General features: G+C 34.7%; 21 protein-coding genes and 1 tRNA gene. 4 read left to right on the forward strand and 18 right to left on the reverse strand.

The features are described from left to right. The first annotated feature begins 60 nt into the window (after positions 1-60). Positions 61-1,299: an NAD(P)/FAD-dependent oxidoreductase gene (locus tag AC23MC_RS00990; protein ID WP_487566413.1), complete on the forward strand. Its 1,239-nt coding sequence runs from the start codon at positions 61-63 to the stop codon at positions 1,297-1,299. A gap of 73 nt (positions 1,300-1,372) precedes the next feature. Here the strand turns inward: AC23MC_RS00990 and AC23MC_RS00995 are convergent, their stop codons facing one another. From AC23MC_RS00995 to mraZ, 16 genes are all read right to left on the reverse strand, one after another. Next, the gene (locus AC23MC_RS00995; RefSeq protein WP_487566412.1) at positions 1,373-1,978 is read right to left on the reverse strand and encodes a hypothetical protein; all 606 of its coding nucleotides are present in this window, start codon (positions 1,976-1,978) and stop codon (positions 1,373-1,375) included. Positions 1,979-2,395: 417 nt separating this feature from the next. Beyond that, positions 2,396-2,469 (reverse strand) — tRNA-Arg (locus tag AC23MC_RS01000). A 37-nt stretch (positions 2,470-2,506) separates the two neighbouring features. Continuing rightward, positions 2,507-2,956, reverse strand: a complete 450-nt coding sequence (locus AC23MC_RS01005) for a GatB/YqeY domain-containing protein (protein ID WP_487566411.1) — start codon at positions 2,954-2,956, stop codon at positions 2,507-2,509. A gap of 117 nt (positions 2,957-3,073) precedes the next feature. Then, a complete protein-coding gene (ftsZ, locus tag AC23MC_RS01010; protein ID WP_487566410.1) occupies positions 3,074-5,005 on the reverse strand; it encodes a cell division protein FtsZ in 1,932 nt (643 codons plus the stop codon). Positions 5,006-5,059: 54 nt separating this feature from the next. Next, complete coding sequence (gene ftsA / locus AC23MC_RS01015) at positions 5,060-6,421, reverse strand: cell division protein FtsA (protein WP_487566409.1); 1,362 nt, start codon at positions 6,419-6,421, stop codon at positions 5,060-5,062. 6 nt (positions 6,422-6,427) lie between these two features. Beyond that, the gene (locus tag AC23MC_RS01020; RefSeq protein WP_487566408.1) at positions 6,428-7,153 is read right to left on the reverse strand and encodes a cell division protein FtsQ/DivIB; all 726 of its coding nucleotides are present in this window, start codon (positions 7,151-7,153) and stop codon (positions 6,428-6,430) included. Next, complete coding sequence (gene murC / locus AC23MC_RS01025; RefSeq protein ID WP_487566407.1) at positions 7,137-8,489, reverse strand: UDP-N-acetylmuramate--L-alanine ligase; 1,353 nt, start codon at positions 8,487-8,489, stop codon at positions 7,137-7,139. The genes AC23MC_RS01020 and murC overlap by 17 nt, the downstream gene beginning before the upstream one ends. 41 nt (positions 8,490-8,530) lie before the next feature. Continuing rightward, on the reverse strand, positions 8,531-9,625 hold the full coding sequence (gene murG, locus AC23MC_RS01030; RefSeq protein ID WP_487566406.1) for an undecaprenyldiphospho-muramoylpentapeptide beta-N-acetylglucosaminyltransferase: 1,095 nt from the start codon (positions 9,623-9,625) through the stop codon (positions 8,531-8,533). Between the two features lies 1 nt (position 9,626). Beyond that, positions 9,627-10,937, reverse strand: coding sequence for an FtsW/RodA/SpoVE family cell cycle protein (locus AC23MC_RS01035; RefSeq protein ID WP_487566405.1), 1,311 nt, complete (start codon positions 10,935-10,937; stop codon positions 9,627-9,629). A gap of 139 nt (positions 10,938-11,076) precedes the next feature. Beyond that, entirely contained in the window at positions 11,077-12,408 is a 1,332-nt protein-coding gene (gene murD / locus AC23MC_RS01040; RefSeq protein ID WP_487566404.1) for a UDP-N-acetylmuramoyl-L-alanine--D-glutamate ligase, read from the reverse strand. Continuing rightward, on the reverse strand, positions 12,408-13,634 hold the full coding sequence (gene mraY / locus AC23MC_RS01045) for a phospho-N-acetylmuramoyl-pentapeptide-transferase (RefSeq protein WP_487566403.1): 1,227 nt from the start codon (positions 13,632-13,634) through the stop codon (positions 12,408-12,410). Before mraY ends, murD begins: the two co-directional genes overlap by 1 nt. 7 nt (positions 13,635-13,641) lie before the next feature. Continuing rightward, positions 13,642-15,105 (reverse strand): UDP-N-acetylmuramoyl-L-alanyl-D-glutamate--2,6-diaminopimelate ligase, encoded by a 1,464-nt coding sequence (locus AC23MC_RS01050; protein ID WP_487566402.1) that lies wholly within the window; start codon positions 15,103-15,105, stop codon positions 13,642-13,644. Further along, positions 15,102-17,096, reverse strand: coding sequence for a penicillin-binding protein (locus AC23MC_RS01055; protein ID WP_487566401.1), 1,995 nt, complete (start codon positions 17,094-17,096; stop codon positions 15,102-15,104). Before AC23MC_RS01055 ends, AC23MC_RS01050 begins: the two co-directional genes overlap by 4 nt. Next, complete coding sequence (locus AC23MC_RS01060; protein ID WP_487566400.1) at positions 17,087-17,434, reverse strand: FtsL-like putative cell division protein; 348 nt, start codon at positions 17,432-17,434, stop codon at positions 17,087-17,089. Before AC23MC_RS01060 ends, AC23MC_RS01055 begins: the two co-directional genes overlap by 10 nt. After that, positions 17,435-18,343 (reverse strand): 16S rRNA (cytosine(1402)-N(4))-methyltransferase RsmH, encoded by a 909-nt coding sequence (gene rsmH, locus AC23MC_RS01065; protein WP_487566602.1) that lies wholly within the window; start codon positions 18,341-18,343, stop codon positions 17,435-17,437. Beyond that, positions 18,318-18,791 carry a division/cell wall cluster transcriptional repressor MraZ gene (gene mraZ / locus AC23MC_RS01070; protein WP_487566399.1) on the reverse strand — a complete coding sequence of 158 codons (474 nt, stop codon included), beginning with the start codon at positions 18,789-18,791 and terminating at the stop codon, positions 18,318-18,320. The genes rsmH and mraZ overlap by 26 nt, the downstream gene beginning before the upstream one ends. 397 nt (positions 18,792-19,188) lie before the next feature. On the opposite strand from mraZ, the gene AC23MC_RS01075 reads away from it, so the two are divergent. Together AC23MC_RS01075 and yihA are read left to right on the forward strand one after the other, a co-directional pair. Beyond that, positions 19,189-19,953 (forward strand): alpha/beta fold hydrolase, encoded by a 765-nt coding sequence (locus AC23MC_RS01075; protein WP_487566398.1) that lies wholly within the window; start codon positions 19,189-19,191, stop codon positions 19,951-19,953. A 37-nt stretch (positions 19,954-19,990) separates the two neighbouring features. Then, positions 19,991-20,608, forward strand: coding sequence for a ribosome biogenesis GTP-binding protein YihA/YsxC (gene yihA, locus AC23MC_RS01080; RefSeq protein ID WP_487566397.1), 618 nt, complete (start codon positions 19,991-19,993; stop codon positions 20,606-20,608). Here yihA and gldC read toward each other — a convergent pair. After that, positions 20,605-20,937 carry a gliding motility protein GldC gene (gene gldC, locus AC23MC_RS01085; RefSeq protein WP_487566396.1) on the reverse strand — a complete coding sequence of 111 codons (333 nt, stop codon included), beginning with the start codon at positions 20,935-20,937 and terminating at the stop codon, positions 20,605-20,607. The genes yihA and gldC overlap by 4 nt on opposite strands. Next, positions 20,937-21,893 (reverse strand): gliding motility lipoprotein GldB, encoded by a 957-nt coding sequence (gldB, locus tag AC23MC_RS01090; RefSeq protein ID WP_487566395.1) that lies wholly within the window; start codon positions 21,891-21,893, stop codon positions 20,937-20,939. Before gldB ends, gldC begins: the two co-directional genes overlap by 1 nt. A gap of 117 nt (positions 21,894-22,010) precedes the next feature. Here gldB and nadE point away from each other — a divergent pair, with 117 nt between their 5' ends. Beyond that, entirely contained in the window at positions 22,011-22,820 is an 810-nt protein-coding gene (nadE, locus tag AC23MC_RS01095; protein WP_487566394.1) for an NAD(+) synthase, read from the forward strand. Positions 22,821-22,913 lie beyond the last annotated feature (93 nt).

A 22,913-nucleotide genomic window follows, 5' to 3' on the forward strand; every position in this document is an offset into this window, starting at 1 on the left:
GAATGTAATTACATTTGAACGACAAAGATACTATATTCTAAAATACAAAAAAAAGAAATAATGACAACAGAATCAGTAGATGTTTTGGTAATTGGAGCTGGACCGTCGGGGTGTGTTTCGGCCTCCTATCTATATAATAATGGTGTTTCGGTGAAAGTTGTTGAAAAAACAAAATTTCCCCGATTAGTTGTTGGTGAAAGTTTGATTCCCAGAGTGATGGACCATTTTGATGAAGTTGGATTATTTCCTGCTTTAGACGCCATGAATTTTGAAAAAAAATTAGGAGCTCGTTTTATTCGTGGTGAAGAAATTTGTGTATTTGATTTTAGTGAAAAGTATTCTGAAGGTTGGGATTGGACTTGGCAAGTACCTAGAGCAGATTTTGACAATACTTTGGCACAAGAAGTCCTTAAAAAAGGGATTGATTTAGAATTTGAAAGTGAAGTGATTTCTGTTTCATTTGAAGGAAAAAATTCAACAACAGTTATCAAAGATAAAGATGGAAATTTAAAAGAAATAAAAGCAAAATTCATTATTGATTCTAGTGGTTACGGAAGAGTTTTACCAAGATTATTAGACTTGGATACTCCGTCGAAATTAGACCCTCATTCTTCTATTTTTACACATGTGAAAGATGTGAATCGTCCGGAAGGCGAAGAAGGAACATTGATTTCTTTTGATATTTTAGAAACGGAAGTTTGGTTGTGGGTAATTCCGTTTTCGAATGGAAATACGAGTCTTGGTGTAGTTGGTCCAACTTCATTCGTTAACTCTTTATCCGATAAAAGTAATGCTGAAGCTTTGCGAAATGCCATTCAATTATCTGACTATTACATCAAACGTTTTGGAAATGTAGATTTCTTGTTTGAACCAGTAAAATTGGAAAACTATTCACGTTCAGTAAAAAAAATGTACGGTGATGGTTTTGCATTAACCGGCAATAGTTCTGAATTTTTAGATCCTGTTTTTTCTTCGGGAGTTGCTTTTGCTACAGAATCCGGTATTTTGGCTGCAAAATTAATTCACAAAGAATTTAAAGGTGAAACCGTTGATTGGGAAACTGAATTCACAGGATATATGAAAAAAGGTATCGGAGTATTTACTACTTATGTGAAAGAATGGTACACTGGTAATTTGCAAACTTTATTCTTCCATCAACCGGAAAACCCGGATGTGAAAAGAAAAATATGTGCTGTTTTGGCGGGATATGTTTGGGATGAAACCAACCCGTTTGTTAAAAAACATGATAATGTGATTAAGAATATGGCTCACATGATTAATATGGAGAGGGAAGCTTAAGAAGAAATTTATAAAACGAAAAAAGCCGTTGAAACAAAAATTTCAACGGCTTTTTAATTTCAACTTTTTTTACTTATATTTTTTTAAGAATCATTTTTGCTACAGATTTTCCTGTTTTAGCAAAACCTTCTCCAATTCTACTTTCGTTACTAAAATTGCTTCCCCATTGATCTCCAGGAGCTTCCTTGCTTGATAATTCAAGTAAAACATTTGATTTATTATCTGTTTCAACTAACTTTATCAAGGTAGTTACTTTTGCAGGTTTTTTCATCATCGCTACATCCCATCCTGGGTAAATCCATACCGCTTCTACAATTAATGTATATTTTGTAGAAGTTAATCCTTCTTGAAAAGTTAAATCTTTTTTGTCTTTAGAAAGTACAACATTTATTAATTCTAAAAATTTTGGTTTCCAAATCAATTCTTTACTTGATTCCCATTTCTTTTTCCAAATATCACCAACTCCTTTGTTTTTTTCATTCAAATCCTTAGCACGTTCTTCAACATATTGTGCCTCTGACATCTCTTCTTTCATTAAGGTTAACTTAGAAAAGTCGAATTCAACATTTACTTCTTTTTGTCCTTTCAAAACTCCGAAATCTCCTTTGATAACTTTCATGTCCTGTGCATTGAGCATAGTAGAAACAAAGATTGCGGCTACGATAATAACTTTTTTCATTTTGTTTATTGTTTTATTTATGATTAGTGTAGTAAAAATATACATTTAAATGATTCAGAAATAATTATCTTAAAAAAATTTATAAAAAAAGAGATAATCAAAGTTTGATTGGATTAAATTTTATGTTTATTGTAATTTCCTTAGATAGGATTTATTTCGACTTTCATGACGAAGTTCCACTTTGAAAATACCGACTAAAAAAAATACGCTCAAGTGAACGCACGATTCAGGATTGACTACGTCCATCCTTGCAAAGCTCCGCTTTGAGAATACAACCAATAAAAAAATACGCTCAAGGAACGCACGAATCAGGATTGACTACGTCCATCCTGACAAAGCTCCGCTTTGAGAATACAACCAATAAAAAAATACGCTCAAGTAAACTTGGCGTATTTTTTTATTGGTTGTATTCATTCGTGACCTCGACAGGATTCAAACCTGTAACCCTCAGAGCCGAAATCTGATATTCTATTCAGTTGAACTACGAGGCCGTTTTATTTTGAGAGTGCGAATCTACAATAAATTATGTTATGCTAAAAGCTTTTTTACAATTGTTGAAATTGTTTTTCCGTCTGCACTTCCTGCCAATTGTTTGGATGCGATTCCCATTAACTGACCCATAGAAGCCATTCCTGAAAATCCGTTGTCTGCAATGATTTGAGACACAACAGCTTCCACTTCTGCTTCAGATAATTGTTTTGGCAAAAACTTTTCGATAATAACTGCTTGTTGAACTTCTGGGTCCGCCAAATCCGGTCGTCCTTGTTCTACATAAATTGCTGCACTGTCTTTGCGTTGTTTAACCAATCGCTGTAATAATTTAATTTCATCATCTTGAGACAATTCATCTTTTGCACCACCTTCTGTTAATGCTAACAAAATAGCTGATTTTACGGCACGTAATGATTCTAAAGCGATTGTATCTTTGGCACGCATAGCGTTTTTAATTTCGTCATTGATTTGGCTTTGCAAACTCATATCTATCTATTTTTAAATTATCCTTTAAAATTAATTCTTAACGGCCTGCAAAGATAAAAAAAATAACCCGAAAACCATGTTCTGATTTTCGGGCTAAAAAGGATTTGTTTGAGTTAGTTAATCCACATTATCGTGCAGAAAAGAATTATTTGATCTCAATTGAGTATCGTTATTACTATCTGTTCCCAACGATGTTCTGGATTGATTATTTAAAGGTGAATTTGTTGGTAAATCCACTCCCATTCTTTTGTAAGCCGGCACTTTTTCCATCTCATCTAAACGAGAAGAATTGTTATGAAACTTATAATTGAATTCTTTTAATTTTTTTCTACGTTCATCGGCACGCATTTTCAACGTTTCTTCGATGGTTAATTCTGCTGTTGGATTGATTTCATCAAATGAAGGTGTGAATGCTGAAGGTGTTTCCACTTTTTTCATAGTAATATTCATTTCTTCATTAACCGGTTCTTCTACCACATTTACGATTGGTTTAGAATTCAGCAATTCCGATTCAACTTCCATATATTCTTCTAAGGAATAACGTACCACGCCGGTTTCATTCACTTCTGTCATTGGAATTACCTGTTTTGGTTCATTCACAATAATTTCGTTGGTAGCAATCGGATCCAATTCAAATAGAACTGTTTTTTCTACTTCTGCTTCAACCTTTTTTTCAATTGACAAGTCAAAAGATAAGGTTACTTGTTCTTTTTCAACAATCACAAATTCAGGCTCTTTTACGATAATTTCTCGAACTTCCGGTGTTGTAGCAAACAAATGGTTTTCTGAAAAAGGTGAAACGATTTCATACGCAACATCGATATTTTTGATTAAATCGGTTGTTGGAATTAATTCGGAAACCATTTTAGGTTCAACAACTTCTAATTCTTCAATTAATTCAAAAACAATTTTGTCTTCTGTAGTAGCTTTTGGTGTCTCTTTTTCAATGGCAACATCTAAAATCGGAGCCACAATTTTTTGACTCAAGTCGATCGTATTGGTTTGATTCTCTTCTAACGAATGAATTATTTTTTTAGGCTCAGCATTCACAATCTCTTTTTGCTGTTCCACATTAAAACCCGTAGCAATGATTGTCACGGCGATAGAATCTCCTAATGAATCATCTTCACCAACCCCCATGATGATATTGGCATTATGACCTGCTTCGTTTTGAATGTGGTCGTTAATTTCACCAATTTCGTCAATCGTAATTTCGGTTGAACCAGAAACGATAAGCAACAATACGTTTTTGGCTCCTGTAATTTTATTGTCATTTAATAACGGTGAATCCAACGCAGAAACGATAGCTTCTTTGGCTCTGTTTTCACCTTCGGCAACGGCAGAACCCATGATAGCCGTTCCACTGTTTGACAACACAGTTTTTGCATCTTTTAAATCGATGTTTTGCGTGTAGTGGTGCGTAATAACTTCTGCAATTCCGCGAGAAGCTGTAGCTAACACTTCGTCTGCTTTAGAAAATCCGGCTTTAAAACCAAGATTTCCATATACTTCTCTTAATTTATTATTGTTGATAACGATAAGAGAATCAACTTGTTTACGCAAACGTTCTACACCGGACATTGCTTGTTCGGAACGAACTTTACCTTCAAACTGAAACGGAATCGTAACAATTCCCACCGTTAAAATATCTTTATCTTTGGCCATTTGAGCAATTACAGGAGCTGCACCTGTTCCGGTTCCACCACCCATTCCTGCGGTAATGAAAATCATTTTGGTGTTGCTATCCAATAATTTATCAATGTCTTCCATACTTTCTATGGCAGACTGTTGACCTACTTCCGGGTTTGCTCCGGCACCCAAACCTTCGGTAAGGTTTACACCCAACTGAATTTTATTAGGTACAGGGCTGTTTTGGAGTGCTTGTGAGTCGGTGTTACAAACCACAAAATCTACTCCTTTAATCCCTTGCTTGAACATGTGGTTGATGGCGTTGCTTCCGCCTCCGCCAACACCAATTACTTTAATTACATTTGATTGATTTTTTGGTAAATCAAATGAGATGTTTCCAAAATCTGAGTTGCTTGTCATACTACTTGGTTTTTCTAATTCATTCTAAATTTCTTAATCGTGCAGAACTAGGTTCTATTCTGCATTATCTAAAAATTCTTTTATCTTTTCTACATATTTATCAAAGAAAGAACGTTTGATTTTACTCTCTGTACTTTCAGTTTTTGGTTCTGCTGCTTTTGGGGTTTCGGCAACAGACTCAATTCTTGGTTCTTCAACGGTTACTCCTTTTGGAATTGATTGTTCCATTTCTGACATCAAAATGGCACTCTTGGTGTTGTTGTTGATGCTATTCATCATTAATCCCACTGCGGTAGCATATAACGGACTTGACATTTCTTCGTCGGAATTTCCGGCTAAATGTTCGTTTGGATAGCCAATTCTGGTGTCCATTCCTGTGATATATTCTACCAATTGTTTGATGTGTTTTAATTGCGAACCTCCTCCGGTTAAAACAATTCCGGCAATTAGTTTCTTTTTTGGATCATCACACCCATACGATTTAATTTCATCAAAAACTTGCTCAATAATTTCGACCACACGAGCGTTAATTATTTTTGAAAGATTTTTAAGTGAAATTTCTTTTGGTTCACGACCTCTTAATCCCGGAATAGAAACAATTTCATTGTCTTTATTTTCTCCAGGCCAAGCTGATCCGAATTTTACTTTTAGTAATTCGGCTTGCTTTTCGATGATTGAACATCCTTCTTTGATATCATCGGTAATCACATTTCCACCGAAAGGAATTACAGCTGTGTGACGGATTATTCCATCTTTAAAAATCGCCAAATCGGTTGTTCCACCACCAATATCAATCAAGGCTACTCCGGCTTCTTTTTCTTCTTGACTTAAAACTGCATCAGACGAAGCAAGTGGTTCTAAGGTTAAGCCAGACAATTCAATTCCGGCACTTTGAATGCATCGGCCCACGTTTCTGATGGAAGCGGCATGACCAACTACTACATGAAAACTGCTTTCTAATCTTCCGCCATACATTCCGATAGGTTCTTTGATTTCTGCTTGACCGTCGATTTTGAATTCTTGTGGCAACACATGAATAATTTCTTCACCAGGCAACATAGCCAATTTGTGAACTTGATTAATCAATTGCTCAATGTCTTTGTCGCAAATTACTTCTTCCGGATTGCTACGGCTGATGTAGTCGCTGTGTTGAATGCTACGGATATGTTGACCCGCAATACCCACCACAACGTCTTTGATCATGTAGCCCGAATTTTCTTCTGCTTCTGCAATAGCCGTTTGGATGGACTGAATAGTTTGCGTAATATTGTTAACCACTCCTCTGTGAACACCCAAACTTTTGGATTTTCCCACACCTAAGATTTCGAGTTTGCCATACTCGTTTTTACGACCAATCATGGCCACAATTTTTGTGGTACCAATGTCTAAACCTACTGCGATGTTTTCATTTTTCATGTGCTTCTATTTTGTGCAAACTACCTGTTGCGTGAACTTCAGATTAATTAGTTGGTAACCATGTATGGAACTATCTTGAACTGCTTTTTGAAAAAAGGCTTTATAATTCCTAAATTTCTTTTCCATGTTGATGGTTTTTCCAAAATCAATATCATAATCAAAATTTCTGTTCTTCATTTTCAAGCTACCCGAGGGCAAAACTTGAATACCAATGATATTTTTTTTCAAAAACTCATCGTCATGAATCATTCGAAATAATTCGTTTAAATCTTCTCTGTTTTTGTCGTTTATCCCCCCCGAAACAAGCGGAACACGAGCAGTGTGAATAGCTGACAACGGCATTTTAGTTCCTTTATAATCAATATAATACGAACCATTACCTTCAAATATTCTAGCAACTGGTGTCTTCTGCTTGACAACTGCTTTTAAATGACCATCTACACTCACAAAAACTTCGGCTTTTTCAACCATGTCGTGTTGATTGATGGTATTTTCCAAATCATTCAAATCTAACGTAACTTTCCGTATACTGGAAGCATCTTTTTTATTTTCTATTAACAATTTATTAACCGTTTCATGTGTTACAAAAAGTTGCTCGCCATCTTGAAATTCAACAGTTGCATTTTGTAATTTTCTGTTGTCATTTCTTTTGGATGTAAATGAATATAAAAAAGCCAAAAGCATGACCATCAGCACTAAACGCAAATTTGTCCAGTTAAAATACTTTTTCATTTAATCGCTCTTTTATCGGTTTAACTAATTCGCCAATATCACCTGCTCCGATGGTTACAATTACGGTTGCATCTGAGGCTAAAACTGTTTCTATTAAATTATTTTTTGGTACTAATTTTTTCGTTGGATTATCGATTTTAGACAATAGCCATTGTGAGGTAATTCCTTCCATAGGAAGTTCTCTGGCAGGATAAATATCTAATAAAATAATTTCATCAAATTGAGAAAGACTTTTAGCGAAATCATCTGCAAAATCTTTCGTTCTACTGAACAAATGCGGTTGAAAAACAGCCAACACTTTTTGTTGGGGATACAATTCACTAACGGCTTGGTGAACCGCATTTATCTCAGTAGGATGATGAGCATAATCATCAATAAAAACCAATTTTTCTGTTTTAATTTGATAGGAAAACCTACGTTTAATTCCGTTGAATGTACTCAAAGCTCTGGCAATACCTTCGGTTGGGGATCCATATGTTTTTGCCATTGCCAAAGCCATGAGAGCATTCATTAAATTGTGTCTTCCCGGCAAATTGAAATGTATATTTTTAATTGTTTCCGATGGTGTTTTTACATCAAAAACATAAGCACTATTTTCTATTCTGATGTTGAAAGCAGTAAAATCGGCTTCCTCATCGATGGCAATTTTCATTCCTTTGAGTGGTAAACTTTTTGGAGTGAAAAGCAATTTTTTATCTTCCACTTTGTCTGCAAATTCTACAAAAGTTGCTTCAATTTCATCAGAATTTCCATAAATGTCCAAATGATCGGCATCCATTGAGGTTACGCACGCCATGTTTGGATGAAGGTGAAGAAAAGAACGATCAAATTCATCGGCTTCCACCACAGTTACTGTTTTTCCATTTCCAATTAAGTTGGAATTATAATTTTCTACAATTCCGCCTAAAAAAGCAGTGACATCCACACCACATTCATACAAAACATGTCCCAAAATACTGGAAGTTGTTGTTTTCCCGTGTGTTCCAGCTACCGCAAAACAATACGTGTCTTTGGTAATGATTCCTAACACTTCTGCTCTTTTTTTGATAACATAGCCTTTTTCTTTGAAGAAATTCCACTCGCTATGCGAAGTCGGAACAGCTGGTGTTATGATAACTAATGTGTTTTCCTTATCAAAAGTTGATGGAATTTTATCGATAGTATCATCAAAATGAATCTTCATTCCAATCGCTTCCAATTCTTTGGTAAGTTCGGTTTCTGTTTTATCGTAGCCGGCAATTTCTTTTCCTAAAAAGCTAAAATAACGAGCAAGAGCACTCATTCCGATTCCTCCGATTCCGATGAAATAAACGTTATGGATTTGATTTAGATTCATATTTTTTTTTGCCACAAAGGCTAAAAGACACAAAGTCTTCTTTATTTCTTTATTAGTTTACTAATTTCTTTAACTATATCTTGTGTTGCATTGGGTTTAGCCAATTTCCTGATTTGATTACCTAATTCTATTTGATGATCTTCATCGTCAATTAAATGAGAAAAAACAGGTTGAAATTTTCCGTCCAACTCACTTTCTTTTAACAAAATTGCTCCATTTTTATCTACAATTGCTTTTGCATTTTTGGTTTGATGATCTTCTGCTACGTTGGGAGACGGAATGAAAATGACCGGTTTTCCCACTAAACAAAGTTCCGAAACTGATGAAGCTCCCGCACGGGAAATAATGATATCTGCCGCCGCATAAACCAAATCCATTCTGTCAATAAACGAAACAACTTTTACATTGGGCTTTTCATTAAAATGGCTGTACTCGTCAAAATAGAGTTTACCACATTGCCAAATCACTTGTATATTCTGATTGGTTATAAAATCCAATTCTTTAGCAATAAGTTGATTGATTCTTCTTGAGCCTAAACTTCCACCCAAAACCAACAAGGTCTTTTTTGTTGCGTCTAAGGCGAAGTAAGTCAACGCATCCAGTCGTTTATTATCAATAGAAATCAAATCTTCACGAACAGGATTTCCTGTTAATTTTATTTTATTTTTAGGAAAAAAGCGTTCTAAATTATCATACGCCACACAAATCACAGAAGCTCTTTTGCTTAAAATTTTATTGGTAATTCCCGGGAAAGAGTTTTGCTCTTGCACCACAATTGGAATATTCATGACAGAAGCCGCACGCAATAAAGGTCCTGAAGCAAAGCCTCCGGTTCCTATAACAACATCCGGTTTGAATGCTTTTATGATACGTCTTGACTTTATTAAACTATCAATGACTTTTACGGGAAACATTAAATTTTGCAAGGTCAATTTTCGTTGTAAACCCGCAATCCACAACCCTTTTATTGGATATCCGGCTTGTGGCACTTTTTGCATTTCCATTTTATCTTTTGCACCAACAAACAAAATTTCGCAATCTGGAAATTGAGCTTTCAATTCATTGGCAATAGCAATCGCCGGGTAGATATGTCCACCGGTTCCGCCACCACTTAATATGAATTTAAAACTGCTCATCTTAACTTTTGTTTAAAACTGCATTCATTGGATTATCTTCGATAGAATAATCTTCGTCTTTTTCATCTTCAGATTTTATCAAAGCTTCTTCATCTTCCTTCAATTGTTTATCAATCATTTTTTGAAGAGCTGCATCTCGCATGGCTTTTTCTTTATTTTCGGCAGCAATTTCTTCTTCTTTTTTGGTTACGTTGATGATGATTCCCAATGCTAAACACGTAACCCAAATTGAACTTCCTCCACTACTGATTAGCGGTAACGTTTGTCCGGTTGTGGGTAATAATTCTACCGCAACTCCCATATTAATCATTGCTTGAAACACGATTGGAAAACCGAGTCCGACGACGACTAATTTTCCGAATAAGGTAGTAGCTTTGTGAGCTGCTATTACAATTCTAATAAACAGTAAAAGATAAATCCCCAGAATTGCTAATCCGCCGGCTAATCCGAATTCTTCGACAATAATGGCATAAATAAAGTCGGAAGAAGATTGTGGCAAAAAGTTTTTCTGAACGCTTTTTCCCGGTCCTAATCCATAAACTCCACCGGTTGCGATAGCAGTTTTGGCTCTTTCAATTTGATATACTTCGTCCGGATCTTGGACATCATCATTAAAAAATCGTTCGATACGAGATTCCCATGTATTAACACGAGTTGTTAAAGGGTTTGGAAAAGCTTTTGCTATCAGAATAAAAAAGGCAAAAGACACGATTCCGATTCCCAACACTGCTCCTATATATTTTAATGGATACTTTCCAACGAAAACCAACATTAAAACCATTGCAAAAATCAATGCCGCTGTGGAAAAGTTGGCAGGAAGAATAAACATCAACGTGATTCCAACCGGAAGCCATAAATCAATAAATGACGATTTGAATGTGAGTGGTTCTTCTCTGGTTTTGGATAAGTAACGAGCCACAAAAATCATCAACACAATAAATGCAAATGTGGAAGGTTGAAACGAAATTCCAACAAACGGCACTTGAATCCATCTACTTGCGTTTGCACCTGCAATTACTGTTCCTTTAAATAATGTATAGGCAAGTAATAGCCAAATAAATGGCAATAAAATTCTCGAAATACTTCTAAAATAATGATAAGGAATTTTGTGAATTCGGTATATAATGAAAAATCCGAGAGCTACGTGTACAAGATGTTTAATCAAGTAACTTACGGTATTTCCTGTTCCTTTTCCGGCATAGGCCAAATTGCTACTCGCACTAAAAACCGGCATAAACGAAAACAGAGCCAATAGAGCTATTAATGCCCAAATGACTTTATCTCCTCTTAAACTTTTTATTAGTACTAACATTTTTATTAATTTATTGTTGAATACTGCCTGCTTCGCAGGAGATTTCTATTTCGACTTCGTCATCTTGCGAAATGACAAAAAATTCGTTATTCTAATTCAACTTCTTTCTTCCATCTCCTATCTTCCATCTTCCATCTTCCTACAAATTCCGAACTGCTTGTTTAAATTGTCTTCCTCTGTCTTCGTAATTTTCGAATAAATCGAAACTCGCACAAGCTGGTGATAATAAAACGGTATCACCTTTTTCGGTTAAATGTTGGGCTGTTCGAACGGCATCACTCATGGAGGTTACTTCCACCATAACATCGACAACATTACCAAAAGCATCAATTATTTTTTTATTATCAACACCTAAACAAATAATGGCTTTTACTTTTTCGCGAACCATCGACATTAATTCTGAATAATCATTTCCTTTATCAACGCCACCCACAATCCAAACGGTTGGTGTTGACATGCTGTCTAGAGCAAAAAATGTAGCATTTACATTCGTTGCTTTGCTATCATTGATGTATTGTACATTTTGAATTTTCAACACACGCTCCAAACGATGTTCAACACCTTGAAAATTGGACAAACTTTCTCTGATGGTCTGTTTTCTGATTCGCATCAGTTGAGCCACAGAAGTTGCTGCCATTGCGTTTTTCATGTTGTGTTTGCCTTCCAAAGCCATTGTTTTGGTTTCCATTGTAAATTCTTCTTCGTTGATGTACATTTCCATAGTGTCGTTGTTTATAAATCCTCCCATTTGGTACTTTTGTTTAAGCGAAAATGGAATTAATTGTGCTTTTGTTTTGTTGTTTTTTAACCAATTTGTTGTTGCTTCATCATCTGCATCGTAAATCAAATAATCATCTTCGGTTTGATTCATTGTTATTCTAAATTTTGAAGCGATATAGTTTTCATACTTATATTCATATCTGTCCAAATGATCAGGGCTTATATTTGTGAGAATGGCGATATGCGGTTTATAATTAATGATTCCATCTAACTGAAAACTACTCAATTCTAACACATACACATCAAAATCCTCATCAGCCACTTGCCATGCAAAACTCTTTCCTATATTTCCAGCTAATCCCACACTTAAACCACCTGATTTTAGCAGATGATACGTGAGCATTGTTGTGGTTGTTTTTCCATTACTACCTGTAATTCCGATGGTGATAGCGTCTGTAAATTGAGCGGCAAATTCAATTTCTGAAATCACCGGAATTTGCATTTCTTTCAATTTCTTGACAATTGCCACTTTATCAGGAATTCCTGGACTTTTCATTACCACATCTGCATTCAGAATTAGGTCTTCGGTGTGCTTTTCGTCTTCCCAAGCAATACCATTAAGCATCAGAACTTCTTTGTAATTATCTTTTATTTTTCCAAAATCGGATAGAAAAACATCATATCCCTTTTTCTTTCCTAAAATGGCGGTTCCTACCCCACTTTCTCCTCCTCCCAACACAACCAATCGCATTATCTTAGTTTTAAGGTTACGATTGATAAAATGGCTAACAATATGCCTACAATCCAGAATCGGGTTACAATCTTACTTTCGTGATAGCCTTTTTTCTGGTAATGATGGTGCAAGGGCGACATGAGAAAAATTCGTCTTCCTTCGCCAAATTTCTTTTTGGTATATTTAAAGTAGCTGACTTGCAACACTACCGATAAATTTTCGGCTAAGAAAATCCCGCAGATAACAGGAATTAGCAATTCTTTTCGAATGGCGATGGCAATTACTGCAATAATTCCGCCTATTGTTAAACTTCCTGTATCGCCCATAAAAACGGCTGCCGGATAACTGTTGTACCATAAAAATCCAATAAGCGATCCCACAAATGCGGAAATAAACACCGTCATTTCACCGGAATTGGGGATGTACATGATATTCAGATAATTAGAAAAAATGATATTACCGGAAACGAATGTAAAAATGCCTAAAGTAAGCACTGAAATAGCGGATGTCCCGGCTGCCAGACCATCGATTCCATCGGTTAAATTGGCTCCGTTTGAAACGGCTGTGATGATAAAAATCACTATCGGAATAAAAATTAACCAAGCCCAAGATTCGTAACCATCACCTAAAAATGACAACAAATCGGCATAATCAAATTCGTTATTTTTGAAAAACGGAATTGTAGTTGCTGTTGACTTTTCTTCTAAAGATGCAGGATTTATGACCGTTTGTGTTGTAGTTTGAACATTGGTTAACTGCGTATCTTTTCGAACGGTAACACCCGGATTGAAATACAATACAGAACCCACGATTAAACCCAAACCAACCTGACCAATAACTTTAAATTTTCCTTTTAAACCTTGTTTATCTTTTTTGAAAATTTTGATATAATCGTCAATAAAACCGATTGTTCCCATCCATAATGTGGTTACAATCAACAAAATGATATAAATATTGTCAAGTCTTGCCAATAATAGAACAGGAATCAACGTAGCCATAATGATGATAAGTCCACCCATTGTTGGTGTTCCTGCTTTTTGTGTTTGACCTTCTAAACCGAGCTCTCGAACTGTTTCACCAACTTGCTGATTTCTTAGAAAATTGATAATTCTTTTTCCGTAAATCGTTGAAAGTAAAAGCGACAAAAGAACCGCTAAACCTGAACGAAATGTAATGTACTGAAAAACTCCTGTTCCGGGAACATCGAGTGTTTTGTCTAAATATTCAAATAAATAATACAGCATATCGGTTCTATTGATTTCGTTCGTCTAATAGTTCTTTTACGGTTTCCATGTCGTCAAAATGATGACGAACACCTTTGATTTCCTGATAGGTTTCATGACCTTTTCCTGCAATCAGAATAATATCGTTTGGTTTTGCTAATTGGCAAGCTACTTTAATAGCTTGTTTTCTATCTAAAATGGATAATGTTTTGCGATGATTTTGCGGTTCAACGCCTTTCTCCATGTCCATTAAAATGTCGGTTGGATCTTCGTCACGAGGATTATCTGAGGTCAAAATCACTTTGTTACTTAGCGTAGATGCAATATTGGCCATTATCGGACGCTTGGTTTTATCTCTATTTCCTCCGCAACCAACAACTGTGATTAATTGTTCATTTTTGGTTCGGATGTCATTGATTGTTCCCAACACATTTTCCAATGCATCGGGTGTGTGAGCGTAATCGACAATGGCGGTGATTTTATCATCTGAAACGATGAATTGAAAACGTCCTGAAACACTTTCTAATTCTGATAATAATCGAAGAACTTCTAAACTATCCAAACCTAATTCGACAGCAGTTCCATAAATTGCTAATAAATTATAGGCGTTAAATGTTCCTATTAATTTTACCCAAACTTCGTTTCCGTTTATTTTCAATAATAATCCGCTCAACTGATTTTCTAAAATGGAAGCTTTGTAATCGGCATACGATTTTAGAGCATAGGTTAATTTCTTAGCCTTTGTGTTTTGCAACATCAAATTGCCGTTTTTATCATCTACATTCGTTAATACAAAGGCAGATTTTGGCAAATAATCAAAAAATGATTTTTTCACATCACGGTATTCTGCAAACGAACTGTGATAGTCTAAATGATCGTGCGATAAATTGGTGAAAATTCCGCCGGAAAATAGCAAACCTTCTGTTCTTTTTTGATGAATTCCGTGTGAGCTGACTTCCATAAAACAGAATTCAACACCGGCTTTATTCATTTCTGACAAATAATAATTAATAGTCAATGAATCGGGAGTTGTATGTGTTGCAGGAAACTCTTCTTCATCAACCAAAATTTTTACTGTAGAAAGCAATCCTACTTTATAACCCGCTTTTTTGAATAATTGATACAACAAAGAAGCAATAGTTGTTTTGCCATTGGTTCCGGTAATTCCAACCAATTTTAAGTTTTGCGATGGATTTTCATAATAATTCGAAGCCAAGAAAGCTAATGCCAAATTGGTATCTTTTACTTGAATATATGTTACTCCATTAACAATTATATCAGGAAAAGTATCGCAAACAATTACAGCAGCACCTTGATTAAGGGCTTTTTCGATAAAATCGTGTCCGTTTGAAATTGTTCCGCGAATGGCCACAAAAACATCATTCAATTCCACTTTGCGTGAATCAAATTCAATTTTATTGATTGTGGCATCGGTTGAACCTTTTACCGCTTCAATGCTTACTTTATATAATATGTCTTTTAGCGTTATCACGATAATTCTAATATAATTGTGCTGTTTTTTAGTAATGGTTCTCCGGGTTGAATGGATTGTTTTTTTACTTTTCCGATCCCGATGACTTTTACTTTTATTTTCAAATTTTCTAATAAGGCCAATGCATCCATACCGGACATTCCTTTTACATTTGGAATGGTTTTGATTTCTTTGGATGAATTGGTATAATAGGTGTCATAATTCTTATCTTGTATTGGAATATTCTTTTCTAAATTTTTAATTTCATTGGTGGATGGCACATCAGTAAACACCTTTTGAGCAATTCGTTTAAAAACCGGCCCGGAAACATCTGCACCATAATATCCTTTGGATTTGCTGGGTTTATGAATCACTACAATGCAAGAATATTTTGGTTTATCTGCGGGGAAATAACCTACGAATGATGAAGCATAATACAAATTAGCCTTGTCTGAATAACCCATTTGAGCCGTTCCTGTTTTTCCGGCCATCGAAAAATCTTTGGAATATAGCTTAGAACCGGTTCCTTTTTTGACTACATTTTCTAAAATCGCCTTTATTTTGTCGATTGTTTCTTGCGAAGCGATTTTTGGATTAATCACTTCTTTGTCAAACTTTTTGATGGTTTTGTTCCATTCTTTTATTTCTTTTACGAATAAAGGTTTGACCATCTCACCATTATTAGCCACAGCATTGTATAAAGTCAAAGTCTGAAGTGGTGTCATCGAAACATTATATCCGTAAGCCATCCAAGGTAAAGTGGTTCCGTACCAGTTTTTTTCCCCTGGTTGAGGAACAATAGGCCTTCCTTCTCCTTTTATTTGCAAACCAAGTGGTTGGTGTAATTTCATACGTTTGATATGATCAACAAACTTCTGCGGATTACTTTTGTAATTATTATAAACAGCTTGAACTAGTACCGTATTGGATGACAATTCAAAACCTCTTCCCAACGAAATTTTTCCGTAACCGCCTTTTTTAGAATCACGCACTTTTCTGTTATAATATGATATTTCGCCACCTTTAGTATCATAAATATCGCTTGTGTCTGCTACCTTATCTTCAAAAAGAGCAATTAAATCAATTAATTTAAAGGTAGAACCCGGCTCATGTGATTCGGCAACCGCATAATTTACAGTTTCGCTATATTGACCATTTTTATCTCTTCCTAAGTTTGAAATAGCTTTCACTTCTCCGGTGTGAGTTTCCATTACAACCACAGAACCGTGCTCAGCTTCATAGTATTCCAATTGCTTTAGCAAAGCGTGATGAGCAATATCTTGAATATATACATCGATGGTTGAAATAATATCATAACCATCTTGTGGTTCTACTTCATTTTCGTCGCGAATAGGTTTCCACTGACCTTTTGCCATTTTTTGCATGAGTCGTTTCCCATCTTTACCATTTAGATAATCTCTAAACGCCCATTCGATTCCTTTTCCATCCGGAGTTCCGTTTGGTCTGATTCGCTCATAACCAATGGTTCGCTCGGCCACCAACCCAATAGGATGCTCGCGAATCGTTTTTTGCTCGGTTATGATTCCGCCACGATAAGCACCTTTGTTAAACAGCGGAAAACTTTTGATTTTCATGTATTCGGTATAGCTCAAATTTCTAGCTACCAAATAGTATCTGTTTTTGGTTGATCTCGCTCGTAAAAATTCTGTTTTATAAAACTGTGATGGCTTCCCTAAAAGTTTTGACAATGAATCGCAAAGTGGTTGAAGATTTTTATCGAAATCTTCTTTTTTGGGAGCCATGGCATCAAAACGAACTTTATAATTTGGGATAGAAGTAGCTAATAAACTTCCGTCAGAAGAATAAATGTTTCCTTTGTTTGCAGGAATTACGAAGTTTTTCACACTTCGTTCTTTGGCTAACTTTCTGTAATATTCTCCTTCAACCCATTGAATATTGGTTAACTTAACAGCAACACCAATAGCCATCAAAAAGACGACTACGGCAACCAAATAAATTCGGTAAGAGATATGTTTATCTGTTACTTCCATATTTTTTCTGTTAATGTTTTTTCTTTCGGCTTAACCACTTTTATTTTTGTTGGAGGCACTGTGGAAGGAAATATTCCTTTTTCTTCCATTTTTTTAGAAATGGTGCTTTCCATTTTTAATTTCATTAATTCTGAACGACGATCTACAAATTCTGAACGCAGTTCTTTTACTTCTTTATTTAATTCAACAATTCTGAATATTTTTTTTTCGTAATGATGAATATTTGCAATCATTATCATTGCCAATACAATTAGAAAAACGATAAATCGCCAATTTTTAACCGCATCTTGATTGACCAGAAATCTTGCTTTTAATATGTCGTATATTCCAGCTTTCATCTACTTTTTTTCAGCAATTCGCAATTTGGCACTACGAGCTCTATTATTTATTTTAATTTCAGCATTATCAGGAATAATTAACTTTCCGATGGATTTGAATGGCACAGAATAATTTCCGAAGAAATCACGTTCCGGCTCGCCTTCAAACATTCCGTTTTTCATAAATCTTTTTACCAAACGGTCTTCGAGAGAATGATACGAAATCACACTTAATCTTCCGCCAGGCTTTAAAATATCTAATGATTGTTCTAAGAATTCTTTTAGAACTTCCATTTCTTGATTTACCTCAATTCGGATAGCTTGATAAATCTGAGCCAAAATCTTATGGCTTTTGTGAGCCGGTAAAAATTTTGAAAGAACCTGTTTTAATTGCTCTGTATTTTTGATTGGAATGTCTTTTCTAGCATTTATAATTGTGTTGGCAATTGCACCCGCATTGGATAATTCGCCAAATTCAGCAAATACTTTTTTAAGTGTAGCTTCATCATATTCATTTACAACCATGAAAGCATTTAACTCTCCTTTTTGACTCATCCGCATATCTAATTCTGCATCAAAACGGGTAGAAAATCCTCTTTCTGCCACATCAAATTGATGGGACGAAACACCTAAATCTGCCAAGATTCCATCTACTTCTTTCACACCATAAAATCGCAAATAGCGTTTGATGTTTCTAAAATTTTCATTAATCAATTTGAATCGTTCATCCGGCAAAGCATTCGCTAGTGCATCTTCATCCTGATCAAAAGCATATAATTTTCCATCCGGCCCTAGCTGACTCAAAATTTCTTTTGAATGTCCGCCACCACCAAAAGTCACATCTACGTAAACTCCGTCCGGCTTGATTGCCAAACCCTCTACGGATGTTTTTAACAAAACCGGATTATGATATTCCATTGTCATCATCATTAACATTTCCCATTACATCTTCTGCCAAATCAGCAAAATCGATTGTTGCATCATCAATTGATTTTTCATATAAATCTTTATCCCAAATCTCCACAATATTCACAGCCGAAGACAGCACAATATCTTTGGAAATGGAGGCAAAAACCACTAAATCTTTTGGAACCAATAAACGACCTAACGCATCGATTTCAACCACTTTTACACCAGCGGTAAATCTTCTGATGAAATCGTTATTCTTTTTTACGAAACGATTAAGTTTATTCACTTTATTCATCAAAATATTCCATTCCGCCATTGGATACAATTCCAAACACGGCTGAAAAACAGATCGCTTCAACACAAAACCATCTTGCAATGACGTAGCCAACTGCTTTTTCAAAGGAGCAGGCAATAGCAGTCTTCCTTTGGCATCGACTTTACATTCATATGTTCCAACAATGGTATTCAAGGAGTTACAATTTTGATGGTTTGATAGCAAATATAAAAACATTTTACCACAATTTACCACAAAATACCACTTTGTTAATAAGTTTTACCACTTTACTCTTTAAATCGAATTCGAGTTAAACAACTGGATTATTGCACATTATTTAACAAAACATTTAGAATTGTACTGTTTAAAAGAAAATGTGCAACAGTTTAACAAACTGGCTTCAGTTTTTATATGATTTCTATTATATCATACAAATGGACTTAACTTTAAAAAATGTTGATAATTAACCATTTAACCAGTTTGTACATTTTTTTTAATCAAAGACTAAATTTCATTTCAAATAAACAGTACAATTCTTCTTTTTTATGGATAAAATCATATATTTGTGATGAATTGAAAGATCTCATTTTTGATGAAAGAAAACTTTAAGAAAGAAGGAAAATATACTTATTTTGAAGCCGGAGAAGGAACGCCAATTATTGTTTTACACGGTCTAATGGGCGGTTTGAGCAATTTTGGAGGAGTAGCTGATTTTTTTCCGAAAAACGGATACAAAGTCGTTATTCCTGAACTTCCATTATACACACAAAACATTTTAAAAACCAACGTAAAAGCTTTTTCAAAATTTGTAAAAGATTTTATTGTTTTCAAAGGATTTGAAAGAGTCATCTTATTAGGGAATTCTTTGGGAGGTCATGTTGGTTTATATCATACAAAAATGTATCCTGAAAAAGTTGCCGCATTAATATTGACCGGAAGCTCAGGGCTTTATGAAAGTGCGATGGGAGATAGTTATCCAAAAAGAGGTGATTATGAATACATCAAACTAAAAACACAAAATGTGTTTTATAATCCTGAAATGGCTTCAAAAGAATTGGTAGATGAAGTTTTTTCGATTGTAAATGATCGCATTAAAGTTATCAAAACGTTGACTATTGCCAAAAGTGCCATTCGACACAACATGGCGAAAGATTTGCCAAAAATGCAAACCCCAACTTGTTTAATTTGGGGGAAAGATGATAAAGTCACGCCACCTGAAGTTGCAGAAGAATTTCACAAATTATTACCAAATTCAGACTTATACTGGATTGATAAATGTGGTCATGCTGCTATGATGGAACATCCGGATGAGTTTAATAAAATCATGCTGGAATGGTTAGAAAAAACTAAACTATAAAGAGTCCGATTGGACTTTTTTGTTTTAAATAAATATTATGAAAATCAATACCGCCGAATTTGTAATCAGTAATTCTGAAGTAAGCAAATGTCCGAAAGATCCACTACCGGAATATGCTTTTATTGGAAGATCGAACGTGGGAAAATCATCGTTGATTAACATGTTGACCAACCACAAAAGTTTGGCAAAAACATCATCAAAACCTGGGAAAACACAATTAATTAATCATTTTAAAATAAATAACAATTGGTTTTTGGTCGATTTACCAGGCTACGGTTATGCTAAAGTTTCAAAAAAATCAAAAGAAGTTTTTCAACAATTTGTTACCGATTATTTTGAAAAAAGAGAACAATTGGTCTGTGCTTTTGTGTTGATAGACATTCGATTAGAAGCTCAAAAAATAGATTTAGAATTTTTTACTTATTTGGGTGTGACCGAAGTTCCGTTTTGCATAATATTTACCAAAGCAGATAAAGTTGGTAAAACCAGAATTCATTCCCACATAGAAGCTTACAGAAAACAAGTTTTAGCCAGTGGTTGGGAAGAAATGCCACAACACTTTATTACTTCTGCCACAGAATCTACCGGAAAAGAAGAATTGCTATCATTTATTGATGAAATTAATCAAGAAATGTTTAAAAGCGATAATTTCTAACTTTTCAATTCCAATTTTTCGGCAAAATATTCGCAGAAATCCCGCATCGTATCGGCCATTTTATCATCGGTTGTTGCTCGTTGAAAAGTATCGGCCATTGCTACTAATGTTTGATGAAAGAAAATTTTCATTTCATCCACAGGCATATCTTTGGTCCACAAATCAATTCGCAGAGATTCTTTTGTTTTAGAATCCCACACGGAAAGCATAATCGCTTTTGTTTCTTGATTTTCTATTCCACCATCTTTGGCTGTCCATTTCAATAATTCAGGAACTTTATTTTCATCTAAAGTCACATCAAATTTTATTTCAGAAGTAATCAAACTCATTATTTTTTAGGTTTATATTTTGATCGAGCAAAAATTTCTTTTGCATCCATTGCTAAAAATTCGTCCAAAGATACTTCATTATTTTTCATAAACGAACGCACAATTTGCCAACCAATCCAAACACCGGTTCTTCCCGGAGACTCGGCATCTATTTCTAGATAAAATTTTGAAAATGGTGCAGGAGCAATAAAACGCTGCACTAATTTGGTGTCGGAATTATACAATATATTGTCTTCAATAAAATATCGCCAAATTTCGCCTTCGTTTTCTTCGCACCAAATTTGTTGTTCTTTGGAGTATCCTATTTTATCAAAATCTTCATAATTAGGAAGAATCAAATCTTTGATATACATTTCTTTACCAAAATAAATCATCTGATCCAAAAATGACTTTTCGCGAGGTTGTGCAATCACGCGTGTGGAAAAATCGGAAACTACATCGGGCATAATTTGAGAACGTTGAAAAGTTTGTCTGAAATAATCTGGAAATTCATAAAACTTGTGTTCTTTTCCTAAATACAAATCCAACGAAATCAGTAAAAGACTATCAGTATAAATTACTTTATTTTGATAATCCATTTCGGAAATTAATGTAGTTACTCTTGAAGGTAATTTTTGGTTGGGGAAGTAAAATTTTATCCGTCTGAAAACTTCTTCCAATTCTTCTTGTACCGGTGTAAAATTGCTATATTTTTTTTGAACTTCATCATATAATTCGCGATACAAAGGATCTGTCATTTTACTAATGAAAGTACTATCCGGAAACTGACTTGGAAAAAAAGCAGGATATTCTGATTTCATTTTTTGGAAATCTTCCACCGGAGTTTCGTAAAAAATTTTGTCGAAACGTTCAATTGTGAGTGAAATAGGAATTTCTTCTATTTGTTTTTCTATTTTTGATTTTTTATCGCACGAAGCAACTAAAACAACTAGAAAAAATAATATAATTTTTCTCATTATGATTTGAATTATGATAACATTAATTTGATTTAGAAAATTGATTGTATTTTTCTATTTTTACCACATTAATTTAGAATGCAAATATACAGTGCCAAATCGTATAACCTCAAAAAGATGACACAAAAAAACACAACTATTAACGTAGAAAAAGTAAACAAACACATTGTTAATTGGTTAAAAACGTATGCAGAAAACGCAAAAGTAAATGGTTTTGTTGTGGGAGTGTCCGGTGGAATTGATAGTGCTGTGACATCAACTCTTTGTGCTCAAACGGGTTTAAAAACACTTTGTCTTGAACTTCCTATCCATCAGGCAGCTTCACATGTGAGTAGAAAAAAGGAGCATATTGCACAGTTAAAACAACGTTTTCCGAATGTTGAAAGTGCGTCTGTTGATTTAAGTAATACGTTTGAACAATTTAAAAAAGATGTTCCAAGTTCTGAAAACGAAGCTAAATTAAATTTATCGCTTGCTAACACAAGAGCCAGGCTTCGCATGACGACTTTATATTATTTTGCAGGAATTCACAGACTACTTGTTGCCGGTACAGGAAATAAAGTAGAAGATTTTGGCGTAGGTTTTTATACAAAATATGGCGACGGCGGAGTAGATTTGAGTCCGATTGCCGATTTAATGAAATCGGAAGTTTATGCATTAGGAAGGTTCTTACAAGTGCCGGAATCTATTTTAACCGCAGCTCCAACAGATGGCTTATTTGGTGATGATCGTTCGGATGAAGATCAGTTGGGAGCAAGTTATGACGAATTAGAATGGGCGATGCTTCAGGACGAAGCAGGTAAAAATACTACAGATTTTAATGGAAGGAATTTAGAAGTCTTTAACATATATAAAAGGCTCAATAATGCTAACAAACACAAGATGAACCCCATACCGATTTGTGAAATTCCTAATGATTTAAGATAAATCTAAAATATTTCTTAAAATTTTTTGTCAGAAATACATTCCATTAAAAATAAATGTAGTATCTTTAACAGCCCTAAAAAAATATTAATCATT

Source organism: Flavobacterium sp. T50_26, from assembly GCF_057652995.1.